Here is a 13,228-nt window from a genome sequence, read left to right as displayed (position 1 = left end):
CTGGATAGTTGTCATACTAACTATTAAAACACTAACCAAATGAGTAAAAGCATCCTCGTCACCGGAGGCACCAAAGGAATAGGAAGAGCGATCATAGAACGATTTGCAAGTGAGGGTTTTGATATCTTTACCTGTGCGAGAAATACAGCTGATTTGAAGGCGCTTCAGGAGGAACTGCAGGCAAAATACAGAGATATCCAGGTGCTGGCCATACAGGCAGACCTTTCGAAAAAGTCAGATGTAACTCGCTTGATCAGTGAAGTCAAAGCGGTGGCGACCCCGGATGTTTTGGTAAATAATACCGGCGTTTTCTTACCGGGAGCTATTCATAACGAGCCTGAGGGAAATTTCGAGTTGATGATGGAGACGAATCTTTTCTCGGCTTATTATGTGACTCGGGGATTTGCAGAAGATATGATCGCGCGCAAGTCCGGACATATTTTCAGTCTGGGTTCTGTTGCAGGATTGACGGCCTACCCGAACGGAGGAAGCTATGCGGTGTCCAAATGGGCAATGCTCGGAATGACCAAATGCCTGCGGGAAGAATTGAAACCGCATCAAATTAAAGTGACTTCCATCCTTGCCGGCGCGACTTATACTGCGAGTTGGGAAGGAGTGGATTTGCCAGTAGAAAGATTCATGAAAGCAACCGATGTTGCCGAATCAGTTTGGGCCGCTTATAACCTTTCGCCCCAATCCGTTGTTGAAGAATTAGTAATCCGACCTCAATTAGGAGATATATAACCCACATGGAGCCAATTATCAAATCATTAGATCAGCTGTATTGCGATAGCTTGACGAGTTATTCCAGGAGAAAAACCATTCCGGTGAAAATCGGAGATGTGGTAATTGGAGGAGATAATCCAATCGTAGTACAATCGATGACCACAGTTGATACAATGGATACAGAAGGCTCTATCGAGCAAAGTATCCGCATGATTGAGGCTGGTTGCGAGTTGGTGAGAATCACCGCTCCAAGTATCAAAGAGGCAGAAAACCTTCGCCACATTAAGGACGGGCTTCGTCAAAGAGGATACAACACTCCGTTGGTTGCGGATATACACTTTACTCCCAATGCTGCAGAAGTAGCTGCAAGGATCGTTGAAAAAGTACGTGTGAATCCGGGGAATTATGCGGATAAAAAGAAATTTGAAGTAATAGAATATACTGATGCTACCTATCAGGAAGAGTTGGATCGTATCCGTGAGCGTTTTTTGCCTCTGGTGAAAATCTGTAAGGAGCACGGAACGGCAATGAGAATCGGTACTAACCACGGTTCTCTTTCTGATAGAATCATGAGTAGATATGGCGATACGCCGCTGGGAATGGTGGAGTCCGCCTTGGAGTTTTTGAGAATCTGCGAGGATGAGAATTACTTCGATATCGTAATATCGATGAAGTCATCCAATACGCAAGTGATGGTTCAAGCTTACCGCTTATTGGTGGAGAAATTGGATGAGGGAGGTTTCAAACCTTATCCTTTACACTTAGGTGTCACAGAAGCTGGAGAAGCAGAAGATGGCAGAATCAAATCTGCAGTGGGAATTGGGACGCTTTTAGAAGATGGATTGGGAGATACAGTTCGTGTTTCGCTTACTGAAGATCCTGAGTTTGAAGCGCCAGTTGCTAAGGCATTAATTGATCGCTATGCTCACAGAGAAGGACATGCTGAGATAAAGACAATTGAAAACTACCCTGTAAATCCATGCGAGCATTTCAAACGTCACAGTGCTGAGATTTACAACTTTGGGGGTCATAATGTACCTCGAGTAATCACGGATATTTCCAAGATTGATAAGATCACCGAAAAAGAGATGAAGTCAGTAGGTCATTTCTATTTGCCAGAACTGGACAAGTGGAAAATGAATGATCAGGGTTGTGACTTCGTTTATTCTGGTGCGAATCCAATTCCTTTTATGCTGCCAAACGGCATGAAGGAAATCCAGGATGTGGCGATTTGGACTGTAGGTTCTGACCAGCAAAATAAATTCCCACTCTTCGATTTGATGAGTTTCTCAACCGCTGAGAAATTCCATTCAGAATTGAATTTCCTTGAAGTTTTTGACACAGAAATTGCTGAAGCAATCGTGTTGGCTGAGCAAAGAAAAAATACTGTTTTGATCCTGAAAACAGAGAATAAACATGCAATGCCTGCTTTGAGAAGAGCCATTGTAAGTTTGCTTGAAGCCAAGTCGGAGATTCCTGTGATTGTGAAAGTAAGCTATCCAGATCAGTCACAGGATGAAACCATGCTTTATGCCGCAACTGACGTAGGAGGTTTGTTGATAGATGGCTTAGGCGATGGAATCTTTATTTCCTTAGAAAAGGAGAAAGCACATTCACGTGAGGAAGTTTTAGCTCAAATCAAACTTCATAATTCTGTAGGATTTGGGGTTTTGCAAGCTGCAAGGACTCGAATGTCCAAGACAGAATATATTTCATGCCCTTCTTGTGGTAGAACCTTATTTGACCTACAAGAGACAACAGCTATGATCCGTAAGCGAACGGATCACCTCAAAGGCGTCAAGATCGGAATCATGGGTTGTATCGTGAATGGTCCAGGAGAAATGGCTGATGCGGATTACGGGTATGTAGGTTCTGGAAAAGGGAAAATCACACTTTACAAAGGAAAAGAGGTGATGAAGCGTTCTGTGCCTTCCGAAAAAGCTGTGGACAAATTGATAGAAATCATCAAAGAGGACGGGATGTGGAATGAGCCAGAGGTTATCTAACCTTTGAGGTTTTTAAAACCTCGAAGGTTTTAATTTAAAATATAAACCTTCGAGGAGACGCTTCGATCCCGATAGCTATTCGGGACGCTCAGGCCGACACTTCAAAAGTTAAAATAAACCATTCTCCATTCCCGTCTGTTTACCCAATAAACTAAGCCATGTCTGAAAATAATAAATTCAAAGATTTCTTCAAGTTCGGTGATTTCGGAAACTACTTCGTTCGCGTATTCCAAAAGCCAGACCCCAATCAAAAGTCAAATTACAATCTCCGGATGATGCATGGGATCAACAAGATTTCCATCGTTGTATTCCTACTTGCTATTATATTTTGGATAGTGAAGCGGTTTATTTGAGAAGTTTTTAACCGCAGTGAACACGGAGAATGTCGCAGAGAACAGCAAGAAATCATCTTGAGAACAGCGTTTAATTCGAATATAAATTTGAACGGAAAAGTTGGTTTTTTACATTCTACTGTAATTGGTTTTCAATACAAGAACCCAAAGAGCCAAAGCGGAATCTTTGATTTGAATCCGACCTCTAGTCCATCTGATACGACAAAGGAATTGACCTGATTTTTAAGCTGGGTAGCAGATTTATTATAGCCGCCAACCTCGAAAAAGTAGTTCTCGTTTACAGAAAAATCCCCGTATTTGGGTAGATGAACTTCATGCCCTGCATTTTTTAGTTGGTTCAGAAAGAAAGTTTCCCGCTCATTTCCTGTATTAAATTCCTGCTTTGATATAGCGTACCCTAGGTTAGTGTTTTCAAGATAAATTTTGTCCGGTTTTTGGAGTATACTCGTCGATTTTCCATAGGCTTGTAGGGAGTTGATGATTTTTGCTTTTTCGAGGTAGCTCAAATACAACAGTAAAGTATTTCTCGTAATGCCTATTTTTTCGCTCAGTTTGCTGATGTTGGGAGTGAAAGGCACACTTTGAGAAAGAATGTAAAGCAATTGGTAAAGTTTCCTGAGATTGTTGGAATCGATTCCTTTAATGAATTGAAGGTCTATTTCGAGCACTAATTTTAAAACCTGCTCTATCCTGATAGGGTATGTATTTGGGTTTTCTTTGAAAAAGGGATAATAGCCAGATTTTAAGTAGTTCGGCAAATGTGCTAACGGCTTGAAGTCTTTTGTTAGCTCAGAAGCTATGGCTTCGTGGTTCTTGATGAGCGATTCTAGCGTGATTACTTGATAATCCCCTTGGCCAGAAATCTTTAAATATTCTCTAAAGGAAAGTCCAGGAAGATTGTAAAAGATTGCCCTGCGCGAAAGATCCACATTTTCCTTGATCATATCTATGATAGAAGAACCTGTGAATACGATTTTTAAGTTACGTTGGAAATCATAGATATTTTTGATTTCTCTTGCCCAGCTTGGATACTTATGAACTTCATCCAAAATGAGTATTTCTCCTCCAAGTTTTTCGAATTGCTCAGCTAGGCTTACCAATGTGTTTGCGGAAAAATAGATGTCGTCAAGCGAAGTGTAGAGGACACGTCCAGAATTCTTTTCACTTAACTCCCTAGCTGCTAATTGAAGTAACATGGTGGTTTTACCAGTTCCCCTTGCGCCAAGAATCCCGATCAAACGATCATTCCAATCTATTTTGTCAAAGAGAAAACGTTTGAAATCCAAAGTTTGGTTTCGTAAAAGGAGATTTGATTTCAGTATAAGATTTTCCATAATGCTTTATTGGTAAAACAAAAATAACACAAAAATGCTTTATGTATAAATCAATTTTAAATAAAAATGTTCTTTGTATAAAACATTAAAAACACATCCACACTTAGTTTTTATTCAGATTTGTGCATGCGGATTCTATGGAATCTTATGGTTACTATGTGGTTAATAACCAAAAAAGGGACCCGAATCATCTCCGAGTCCCTTTTCTCAATAAGTAGATCAGCTTACCTCCTATCCAAAACTCCTCCACCGCTTTGTTGAGGGCCGAGGAATTGTTCCATTCTAAGTTTTAGCTCCTGCGCTTTTTCCTGATAGCCGCGTTCTTCGAGTATTGGAATGAAAAACCTGATCATCTCAATAGAAACCATCATATCCCTGTCATAATCCCTGTTCTCCTCGGTGTAGAATTCGATCATATCAAGGTATTTCTTTGACAATTTGTCGATGATTTCCAGCGCTTTTTCATCTTCCCCAACTTCGAAAAACAGGGGAGCAGATTGTCCGCTGGACAAATCGTATGGAATTGCCTCGTTTGGCATTACTTCTAAGCCATAGTTCAGAAGAGTAGCTGCTTTTTCCATGTCTCCCTCATCCAGCAAAGCGATAACGATGCTGTTTAACGCACTTCTATGGTTGGATGCAAATCTTCTGTATTCCTCATCCAAGTAAGCATCAGGATTGTCCATGCCACGGAAAGCAAACTTGGTCATGTAGTTTTCATAGGCCAGCTCAGCATTGACTAATTCATCGCGAACATACTCAGGCTTTCTTATCGGTAGCAATCGATAGGTTAATCCTTCCATTACTACATGGTCTTGGACGTTGATTCCAATAGTCGCTAGAGAAGTATTATTGAAGTAGATTGGTCTATCCCAATTGTTTGAAGTGATAAGATCAATCAGCATCAAGGTGCCTTTGGTGACATAGTTTCCAGTCACCTGCAAGTTCATTTGCGGAGCAAAAAGCGGAGCAAATTCTTCAGGAATGATGTCTTTATTAGCAACAGCTGTGCTATCCACTTCCAGAATTAGATTTCGAGAAGGAACCATATTGGCAACTGACTTGCCGCCAGTTTCCATTTTCAGCAGATCTGATCCAGAGTTCAATAGTTTCAGATATTCTCTCACGGAAATGGCATTCATGCCTTCTCTCTCCATCACGTAAAGCACATCATTCGTGCCTTTCTGATAGCGGTTGGCATCCAAACTGAATGGTAATGCTTCAGATTCATTTACTGGTCGGGTCATTTGCTCCACATACCAATCCGTATCAAAGTAGCTCAATACAATCACCCGGACATCGGTTCGGAAGTTTTCTACTTCCTGCACATACCAAAGCGGGAAGGTGTCATTGTCACCACCGGTAAACAAAATTGCGTTAGGAGCACAGGATGCCAAGAAGTTTCTGGCAGAATCTACTGAGAAATATCTCCCTTTTCTGTTGTGATCATTCCAGTTTTGAGCGCCCATCAGACCTGCCACAGGAAGCGTAAGCAGGGTAGCAATAATGCCAGCAGTTGCTAGGTTTTTAGTCGCTCTACCGATCATATGGGCTATCGCCATGGTGCCTAGTCCTATCCAAATTGCAAAGGCATAGAAGCTACCGACATAAATGTAATCCCGCTCTCTTGGCTCGACCGGAGGTGAATTCAGGTAAAGCACCAGCACCACACCCATCATTAGGAATAGCATAAGGTTCACATAGAAAGACTTTGGATCAGCTTTAGCCTGAAAGAATAGACCTATGATTCCTAGTAAAAGCGGAAGCATCAGGTAATTATTATGCCCTTTGTTTTCTGTGATATAATCTGGGTAATCTTTGAACGCATCGGTGAATCCTATCCATGGTGCATCGCCGAAGTCGGATTCTCGACCTGAGAAATTCCACATAAAGTAGCGCCAATACATATGTCCCAACTGATGCGAGAACATAAAATAAATGTTGTCTCCGAATGAAGGCTCTTGTCCTTCTCTCAGGCCAAGCTTTTGACGGTAAAGTCTTTTGTGGCTTTCTTGGTTCGAATAAATTCTAGGAAGGATAGTTGTTTTCGTAGGGTCGTAGGTGTTTACTAAAGAGTAATCCACGATTTCATACTTGTCCTTGCCTTTCATATAGACAGGCGCGCCTTCTTCCTGAGCTACCAACTGGGCAGTGAAGTACTGTCCATGAAGCAAAGGTCTGTAACCATATTGCTCACGTTTCAAATAGGAAACATAGCTGATGATGTCTTTTGGGGCATTTTCATTGATAATCGGATCCTGATTCGCACGCACTACGATCAGCGCATAACTGGAGTATCCTATTAGGATGAAAATAAAAGATAAGAGACACGTGTTGAGGATGGCATTTCCTTTTTTTCGGGAATATCTATAGGCAAAGAAAACCGCTGCAAAAAACAAGAGAATGAAAACCACGATTCCAGATCCAAAAGGAAGTCCAATGCTGTTGACAAAGAAAATCTCCATGGAACCCGCCAAACTAGGTAAGCCAGGAATGATAAAGTTATTGATAATGATCAGTGCCACTCCACCGAGGAACATGGCAAAAAGGCCTCCTTTTAGCGTAGGGTTTTCGTACTTTTTGAAGTAATAGATCAGAGCCAAAGCAGGTAATGTCACCAAATTCAACAAGTGAACCCCGATAGAAAGACCTACCAAATAGGCGATGAAAATCATCCATTTGTTTTCCTCGCGGGGATCTTTGATCACATCCCACTTCAGGAATGCCCAGATCACAATTGCCGTAAAGAAGGAGGACATGGCGTAAACCTCGGCCTCAACAGCAGAAAACCAAAAACTATCTGAGAAAGTGTAAACCAATGAACCAACAATTCCAGCCCCCATTAATGTAATGGTTTCGCCTTTGCTTTCTTGCCCTTCCACTACGTTGAAGAGCTTTCTGCCAAACAAAGTGATAGACCAAAAAAGGAATAAAATCGAGAAACTGGAGAATAAAGCGCTTCCAATATTCATCCAATAGGCTACCTGCAGCGGATCTCCAAATGCGAAGAAACTAAACATGCGATACACCAAAAGGAAGAAAGGAGCTCCTGGAGGGTGAGGGACTTGTAACTTGTAGGCAACGGCGATGAATTCTCCTGGATCCCAGAAACTGGCAGTTTGTTCGACACTAAGAACGTAAACAAGAGTAGCTACCGCAAAAACGACCCAACCGGTCAGATTATTGATTTGCTTGTAATTGAGCATTTAATAAGTGGAATTTGACTGGCGAAAATAAAAAAAATAAATGCCAATTAGGGGGATTTTAGGTATTTTAAAACTTAGGCGCAGTTGCTTTCCCTCCCTATGTGACAATAATTACTGAGTTGAACTGATTTTGCTTCTACTTTTGTTGTGTCAAAAAATTAGAAATCATGTCAACAAAAGCCAAAACATTCCAAGAACTGATAGATGGAGACCAAGCTGTCTTGGTGGATTTCTTTGCAACCTGGTGCGGTCCATGCAAGATGATGCAGCCTATTTTGGAGGATACCTCCAAGCAAATGGGTGATAAAGTAAAGATCGTCAAAGTGGATGTTGATAAAAACCAGTTAGCTGCGAGCAAATTCCAAGTCCGTGGAGTGCCGACTTTGATCCTTTTCCAAAAAGGGAAAATTTTGTGGCGTGAATCAGGAGTGGTACCTGCCCATCAATTAGTGAATACCCTCAAAAGTACCATCAAAGAATAAGTCCAAGTGTTCTGTGACAAAAGTCATTCTACGCTTGCTGACAAAGCTCTACTTTTGACTATCAATTGGAAAAAAAATCAGAAATATGAAAATCGAACAAATTTATACAGGATGTCTGGCTCAAGGAGCCTATTACATAGAGTCAGATGGAGAAGCGGCAGTTATAGATCCGCTAAGAGAAGTTCAGCCATATATTGAGAAAGCTGAGCGAAGAAACGCTAAGATCAAATATGTGTTTGAGACCCACTTCCACGCTGATTTCGTGTCAGGGCATATCGATTTGGCCGAGAAGACAAGTGCCAAAATAGTTTATGGTCCTACGGATATGAAGCTTGGTTTTGCTGCTCACATCGCCAAAGACGGGGAGGAGTTTCATATAGGAAAAGCCAAAATCAAACTGATCCATACCCCTGGTCATACGATGGAGAGCTCTTGCTATTTACTTTATAATGAAGAAGGAAATCCCGAGGCAATATTTACTGGAGATACCTTGTTTATTGGAGATGTGGGAAGACCGGATTTGGCTCAGAAAGTCGTGGAGGATCTGACTCAGGAGAAACTGGCAGGTCATCTTTATGACTCGTTGAGAAATAAAATTATGCCTTTACCGGATGATTTGATCGTCTATCCAGCTCATGGAGCGGGTTCTGCCTGCGGCAAAAACATGAGTAAGGAAACTTCAGATTCGTTGGGTAACCAGAAGAAAACCAATTACGCGCTTCAGGAAATGACCAAAGAGGAGTTTACTAAGCAACTGATTACTGGTTTGACTCCACCTCCTGCGTATTTTCCTCAAAATGTAATGATGAACATCGAGGGGTATGACAGCATCGATGCGGTGTTGGAGAGAGGCGTGAAGCCACTCACTCCAGTGGAATTTGAAGCTGCCGCAAATGAGACCGGAGCTTTGATTCTGGATACTAGAGCTCCTCAGGTTTTTGCCAAGGGCTTTGTGCCAAATTCAATCAATATTGGAATAGATGGAAGTTTTGCCGTTTGGGTGGGAGCGATGATTCCAGACCTGAAGCAGCAGATTTTGATCGTCGCAGAAGAAGGAAGAGAAGAGGAAGTGATCACAAGATTGGCGCGTGTGGGGTATGATTATGCAATTGGTTACTTGGCGGGAGGTATCGCTGCCTGGGAAAAATCTGGAAATGAGATTGATCAAATCGAATCTATCTCTGTAGATGAGCTAGCTGAAAGACAAAATCAAAATTCTGAAATCAATATACTCGATGTAAGAAAAGAGTCTGAATACCTTTCAGAGCATGTTTTGGACGCAGAAAACACTCCCCTTGATTACATCAATGACAGCATGCAAAAAATAGACAAGGATAAGACTTACTACGTGCATTGTGCAGGCGGATATAGATCTATGGTCTTTAATTCCATCCTGAGAGCAAGAGGCTATGATAATCTTATTGATATCAAAGGCGGTTTCAAGGATATCAAGGAATCAGAGAAGATTAAAGTGAGTGAGTACGTTTGTCCGACTACGTTGCTTTGAGTAACAAGTGATTAGTGTCAAGACTTAAGACATTAGATTTAAGACATTAGAATCTAGAATAATAGTAGAGAGCCGTGGTCTGTGTCCTAACAGACCACTTGCTTTAACTATATCTCAGTGGAATTCCACCTCTAAATAAGGGAAAGCACATGAGACTAAGCTTAACACTAGCGTAAACTACTTCGGTCTACGGTCTCCTGTCTTCCAGCCGATCAAGGTAGGAAAAGTGGTTTCTGACCTCTGTGCCAATCACAATTATTAAAATCACCCGAATACAAAACTTATGAATCAATTAATTGACTGGGTTTCCCAGCCCTGGCCTTGGTATGTGGCTGGGCCACTGATTGGGCTTACTGTCCCTGCACTTCTCATTTTGGGAAATAAAAGCTTTGGGATCTCATCTTCCCTTCGTCATGTCTGCGCGATATGTATTCCTGCTAAAATCCCCTTCTTTCAATACAATTGGAAGAAGGAAATGTGGAATCTCATGTTTGTGGTAGGCGTATTACTGGGAGGATTAGTAGCAACTACCTTTATTTCAAATCCTGATGAAATTGTAATCGCCAGCCAAACGCAAGCTGATTTGGCAGCCTTGGGGATCACTGATTTCAGTGGTTTAATGCCATCGGATATTTTCTCTTGGGAAAACTTATTTACCGCAAAAGGTTTAGTATTCTTCGTTTTGGGAGGATTTCTGGTTGGTTTTGGTACTAGATACGCAGGAGGGTGTACATCAGGTCATGCGATCATGGGAATCAGTTCCCTTCAATGGCCATCATTGGTTGCCACCATATTCTTTATGGCAGGTGGTTTTCTGATGACTCAGGTGTTTTTGGCTCCTTTAATGAAGTTGGTAGGATTTTAAATAATAGGTAATGAAAGTAGCAGAAAGAACTATACAGGAAGCCATTTGTGATGCGCCAAACTCTCAGGAGTCAGGAGAGAAAGGTTTGGCTTTGGTTAAATACTTGATTCTTGGGGTGTTATTTGGGATCGTGTTTGTGAAGGCTGAGATTATCTCCTGGTTTAGAATTCAGGAAATGTTCCGTTTGGATTCCTTTCACATGTATGGAGTGATCGGTTCGGCAATAGTGACTGGTATTATTTCCATCCAGTTGATCAAGCGATTGAAAATCAAATCCATTGCTGGTGAGGAGATTAAAATCCCTACCAAAGAATTCCGAAAAGGCCAGATTTACGGAGGTTTTATCTTCGGTCTAGGATGGGCAATCACAGGAGCTTGTCCAGGGCCGCTTTTTGCTCAGATTGGTTCTGGGTTTACAGTGGTGCTTATTACACTACTCTCTGCCATCGCAGGAACATGGGTGTATGGAAAATTCTCAGACAAGCTTCCGAATTAATAAGCTGAAAATTCAATAAAATTGGATTACACGACCACTTTCTGAAAAGGAAGTGGTTTTTTCAATCAAAAACTTTTTTGATAATAAAGCGGACGATAAATATGGCGGTAACGATTACGGCTCCTGCTATGACCAGTTCCATGTTTTTCTGTGTAAGGTGAATTAGACTAAGGTAACTGGTTTACCTAGGCAATGTTCTGAAAGAGGCAGGTTTTTGACCTACTATTGCCTACTTTTGTGAGCCTCTTCAACCTAGCTAGTTACATGAACACACTTTCCAAAAGACGAGTTGCCCTAGGGGCATTTTTCTTTTTCGTTGGTCTTTGCTTTGCCTCTTGGGCAGCGAGGATTCCGGATATCCAAGCCAAGTTCGATCTGTCCGAAGGGCAATTGGGTACTTTGCTTTTGTTTTTGCCTTTGGGTTCTGTGATTGGTTTGCCGATCGCAGGTTGGGCGGTTCATCAATATGGCAGTCGCTCAGTGGTGATGTTTGGCAGTTTTGCCTATGCGATGACTTTGCCTTTGATTGGGCTGGCGCCCACTACCTGGTTTTTGATTCCTGTTTTGATTTTGTATGGCATGTTGGGAAATGTGATGAACATATCATTGAACACCCAAGGTTTGGCTTTGGAAGATGAGATGGGGAAAAGTATTTTAGCTTCATTTCATGGCTTGTGGAGTCTAGCGGGATTTTCAGGCGCGGGCTTAGGAGCATTGATGATTTATCTGGATTTTTCACCGGCACAGCATTATGGGGTAGTGATGGCCATTTCCATAGTAATTATTCTTTCTGCACAGCGCTATATTATCAAGGATAAGAAAGTGGCTGACAGTGGAGGAGGATTGGTGATGAAAAAGCCTGATGCACTCTTGCTGAGAATCAGTTTGATTGCATTTCTGGGAATGATGGCAGAAGGCTGCATGTTTGATTGGTCTGGGGTTTATTTCAAAAAAGTGATCCAATCCGATCCGTCTTTAATTGCGCTGGGATACGTGGCATTCATGGGGACTATGGCAGCAGGAAGATTTATTACTGATAAAGTAGCTGCCAGATTTACCAAGGTAGAAGTGATCCAAGTGAGTGGAGTGTTGATATTTCTTGGGCTAAGCTTGGCAGTGCTTTTTCCAACTGTAACCATGGCTACCGCAGGATTTTTACTGGTGGGACTTGGAGTGGCTTCTATTATCCCTCTTTCATACAGTATCGCTGGGCGTTCCAAATTGTACTCGCCAAGTGTAGCGTTGGCGTTGGTTTCCACCATTTCATTCTTTGGTTTTTTGCTGGGCCCGCCCTTGATAGGATTTATTGCGGAATTATTTAATTTGAAAGTGTCTTTTGCATTAATTGCTGTGGCAGGTTTGGGAATTACTTTACTTTCAAGTGTTAGAAAAGCAGTCTTCCTAATTCCGGTCAAGCCTTCACCAAGCCGAGCAAAATGAGTTCTAATCCTTCCTTTCAGTTTCAAAAAGATTTTGAAGTTCGTTCCTATCAGGTCGATCCAGATGGGAAGTTGAGCTTGACGGCATTGTCTAATTTGTTTCAGGAAATAGCCTGGCGACATGCTGATTCAGCTGATTTTGGGAGGAACCTGCAAGAGCAGAATTTATCCTGGATTCTTTCAAGGATTGATATTACCTGTGTGAACCTGCCTTCTTGGGGTGATTCGATCAAGGTTTTTACAGCGGGTAGGGGAGTTGACAAGCTTTTTGCATTTCGGGAATTTCTCATCACCGATCCTTCCGGTGATGTTTTAGCTCGGGCAATGAGCTCATGGGTTTTGATGAATGTGCTTACCAAGCGGATTTTTAGACCGGAAAAGGCGCTGCCTCCAGAGCTCTTTAATCCTGAAGAAAAGCCGGAGTGGCAGCCAGGAAAAATCAGGTTGAAAGGTGAGCGGTTGAAATCAGAGAAATTGAGAGTTCGGTACTCTGATCTCGATCTGAACAATCATGTCAATAATACCAGTTATGTGCGCTGGGTTGAGAATATTCTTCGGGAAAACGGCTGCCATACTCTGCCATTTTTAATTAATTACCTGGCGGAATGCGGAATGGGGGATGAACTGGATCTTCATCTTTATAAACAGGGAAGTGGTTTTGTCGTCGAGGGTACTGTCGAAGGCAAGCAGGTTTTTTTGGCGGAAGCCAAATGAGATAATGATTTAAGCTTTTTGGCTATTATTTCTTTCTAAGTGATCTTCGTCACATCTTCAATGGGAGAAAAGGATCATTTTTGTAGCTTGAACAAGTAAT

Annotated in this window: 11 protein-coding genes; 9 read left to right on the top strand and 2 right to left on the bottom strand. The window is 41.9% G+C overall.

Going from position 1 to position 13,228, the window contains the following annotated elements; translation table 11 throughout:
* Positions 1–39 precede the first annotated feature (39 nt).
* The 3 genes from BM386_RS05055 (at position 40) to BM386_RS05045 (ending at position 3,085) form a co-directional block, all read left to right on the top strand.
* The gene (locus tag BM386_RS05055; protein WP_091692011.1) at positions 40–744 is read left to right on the top strand and encodes an SDR family oxidoreductase; all 705 of its coding nucleotides are present in this window, start codon (positions 40–42) and stop codon (positions 742–744) included.
* Positions 745–749: 5 nt separating this feature from the next.
* Entirely contained in the window at positions 750–2,732 is a 1,983-nt protein-coding gene (gene ispG, locus BM386_RS05050) for a (E)-4-hydroxy-3-methylbut-2-enyl-diphosphate synthase (protein ID WP_091692010.1), read from the top strand.
* Positions 2,733–2,890: 158 nt separating this feature from the next.
* Positions 2,891–3,085 (top strand): DUF6728 family protein, encoded by a 195-nt coding sequence (locus BM386_RS05045; RefSeq protein ID WP_091692009.1) that lies wholly within the window; start codon positions 2,891–2,893, stop codon positions 3,083–3,085.
* 131 nt (positions 3,086–3,216) lie between these two features.
* Here BM386_RS05045 and BM386_RS05040 read toward each other — a convergent pair whose 3' ends face one another.
* Together BM386_RS05040 and BM386_RS05035 are read right to left on the bottom strand one after the other, a co-directional pair.
* Entirely contained in the window at positions 3,217–4,419 is a 1,203-nt protein-coding gene (locus BM386_RS05040; RefSeq protein ID WP_091692008.1) for an ATP-binding protein, read from the bottom strand.
* A 224-nt stretch (positions 4,420–4,643) separates the two neighbouring features.
* Positions 4,644–7,625, bottom strand: coding sequence for a glycosyltransferase family 117 protein (locus BM386_RS05035; protein WP_091692007.1), 2,982 nt, complete (start codon positions 7,623–7,625; stop codon positions 4,644–4,646).
* A 167-nt stretch (positions 7,626–7,792) separates the two neighbouring features.
* On the opposite strand from BM386_RS05035, the gene trxA reads away from it, so the two are divergent.
* The 6 genes from trxA to BM386_RS05005 all read left to right on the top strand — a co-directional run bounded on the left by trxA (position 7,793) and on the right by BM386_RS05005 (position 13,128).
* Positions 7,793–8,107, top strand: coding sequence for a thioredoxin (trxA, locus tag BM386_RS05030; protein WP_091692006.1), 315 nt, complete (start codon positions 7,793–7,795; stop codon positions 8,105–8,107).
* An 85-nt stretch (positions 8,108–8,192) separates the two neighbouring features.
* On the top strand, positions 8,193–9,614 hold the full coding sequence (locus BM386_RS05025; RefSeq protein ID WP_091692005.1) for an MBL fold metallo-hydrolase: 1,422 nt from the start codon (positions 8,193–8,195) through the stop codon (positions 9,612–9,614).
* A gap of 283 nt (positions 9,615–9,897) precedes the next feature.
* Positions 9,898–10,479: a YeeE/YedE family protein gene (locus tag BM386_RS05020; RefSeq protein WP_091692004.1), complete on the top strand. Its 582-nt coding sequence runs from the start codon at positions 9,898–9,900 to the stop codon at positions 10,477–10,479.
* A 10-nt stretch (positions 10,480–10,489) separates the two neighbouring features.
* A complete protein-coding gene (locus tag BM386_RS05015) occupies positions 10,490–10,975 on the top strand; it encodes a DUF6691 family protein (RefSeq protein WP_091692003.1) in 486 nt (161 codons plus the stop codon).
* 264 nt (positions 10,976–11,239) lie between these two features.
* Positions 11,240–12,415 (top strand): MFS transporter, encoded by a 1,176-nt coding sequence (locus tag BM386_RS05010; RefSeq protein ID WP_091692002.1) that lies wholly within the window; start codon positions 11,240–11,242, stop codon positions 12,413–12,415.
* Positions 12,412–13,128 carry an acyl-[acyl-carrier-protein] thioesterase gene (locus BM386_RS05005; protein WP_091692001.1) on the top strand — a complete coding sequence of 239 codons (717 nt, stop codon included), beginning with the start codon at positions 12,412–12,414 and terminating at the stop codon, positions 13,126–13,128. Before BM386_RS05010 ends, BM386_RS05005 begins: the two co-directional genes overlap by 4 nt.
* Positions 13,129–13,228 lie beyond the last annotated feature (100 nt).

The organism is Algoriphagus locisalis (assembly GCF_900116615.1).
In the GTDB taxonomy this organism is placed as follows: Bacteria; Bacteroidota; Bacteroidia; order Cytophagales; family Cyclobacteriaceae; genus Algoriphagus; species Algoriphagus locisalis.
The sequence above is the reverse complement of the archived record's forward strand: the minus strand, read 5'-3'. Positions and strand labels throughout refer to the sequence as shown.

Bases quoted from the DNA above. Each gene is read 5' to 3' on its own strand.
- trxA (WP_091692006.1), top strand. From the start codon at position 7,793: ATGTCAACAAAAGCCAAAACATTCCAAGAACTGATAGATGGAGACCAA.
- BM386_RS05025 (WP_091692005.1), top strand. From the start codon at position 8,193: ATGAAAATCGAACAAATTTATACAGGATGTCTGGCTCAAGGAGCCTAT.
- BM386_RS05015 (WP_091692003.1), top strand. From the start codon at position 10,490: ATGAAAGTAGCAGAAAGAACTATACAGGAAGCCATTTGTGATGCGCCA.
- BM386_RS05055 (WP_091692011.1), top strand. From the start codon at position 40: ATGAGTAAAAGCATCCTCGTCACCGGAGGCACCAAAGGAATAGGAAGA.
- BM386_RS05005 (WP_091692001.1), top strand. From the start codon at position 12,412: ATGAGTTCTAATCCTTCCTTTCAGTTTCAAAAAGATTTTGAAGTTCGT.
- BM386_RS05010 (WP_091692002.1), top strand. From the start codon at position 11,240: ATGAACACACTTTCCAAAAGACGAGTTGCCCTAGGGGCATTTTTCTTT.
- BM386_RS05045 (WP_091692009.1), top strand. From the start codon at position 2,891: ATGTCTGAAAATAATAAATTCAAAGATTTCTTCAAGTTCGGTGATTTC.
- BM386_RS05020 (WP_091692004.1), top strand. From the start codon at position 9,898: ATGAATCAATTAATTGACTGGGTTTCCCAGCCCTGGCCTTGGTATGTG.
- BM386_RS05040 (WP_091692008.1), bottom strand. From the start codon at position 4,419: ATGGAAAATCTTATACTGAAATCAAATCTCCTTTTACGAAACCAAACT.
- BM386_RS05035 (WP_091692007.1), bottom strand. From the start codon at position 7,625: ATGCTCAATTACAAGCAAATCAATAATCTGACCGGTTGGGTCGTTTTT.
- ispG (WP_091692010.1), top strand. From the start codon at position 750: ATGGAGCCAATTATCAAATCATTAGATCAGCTGTATTGCGATAGCTTG.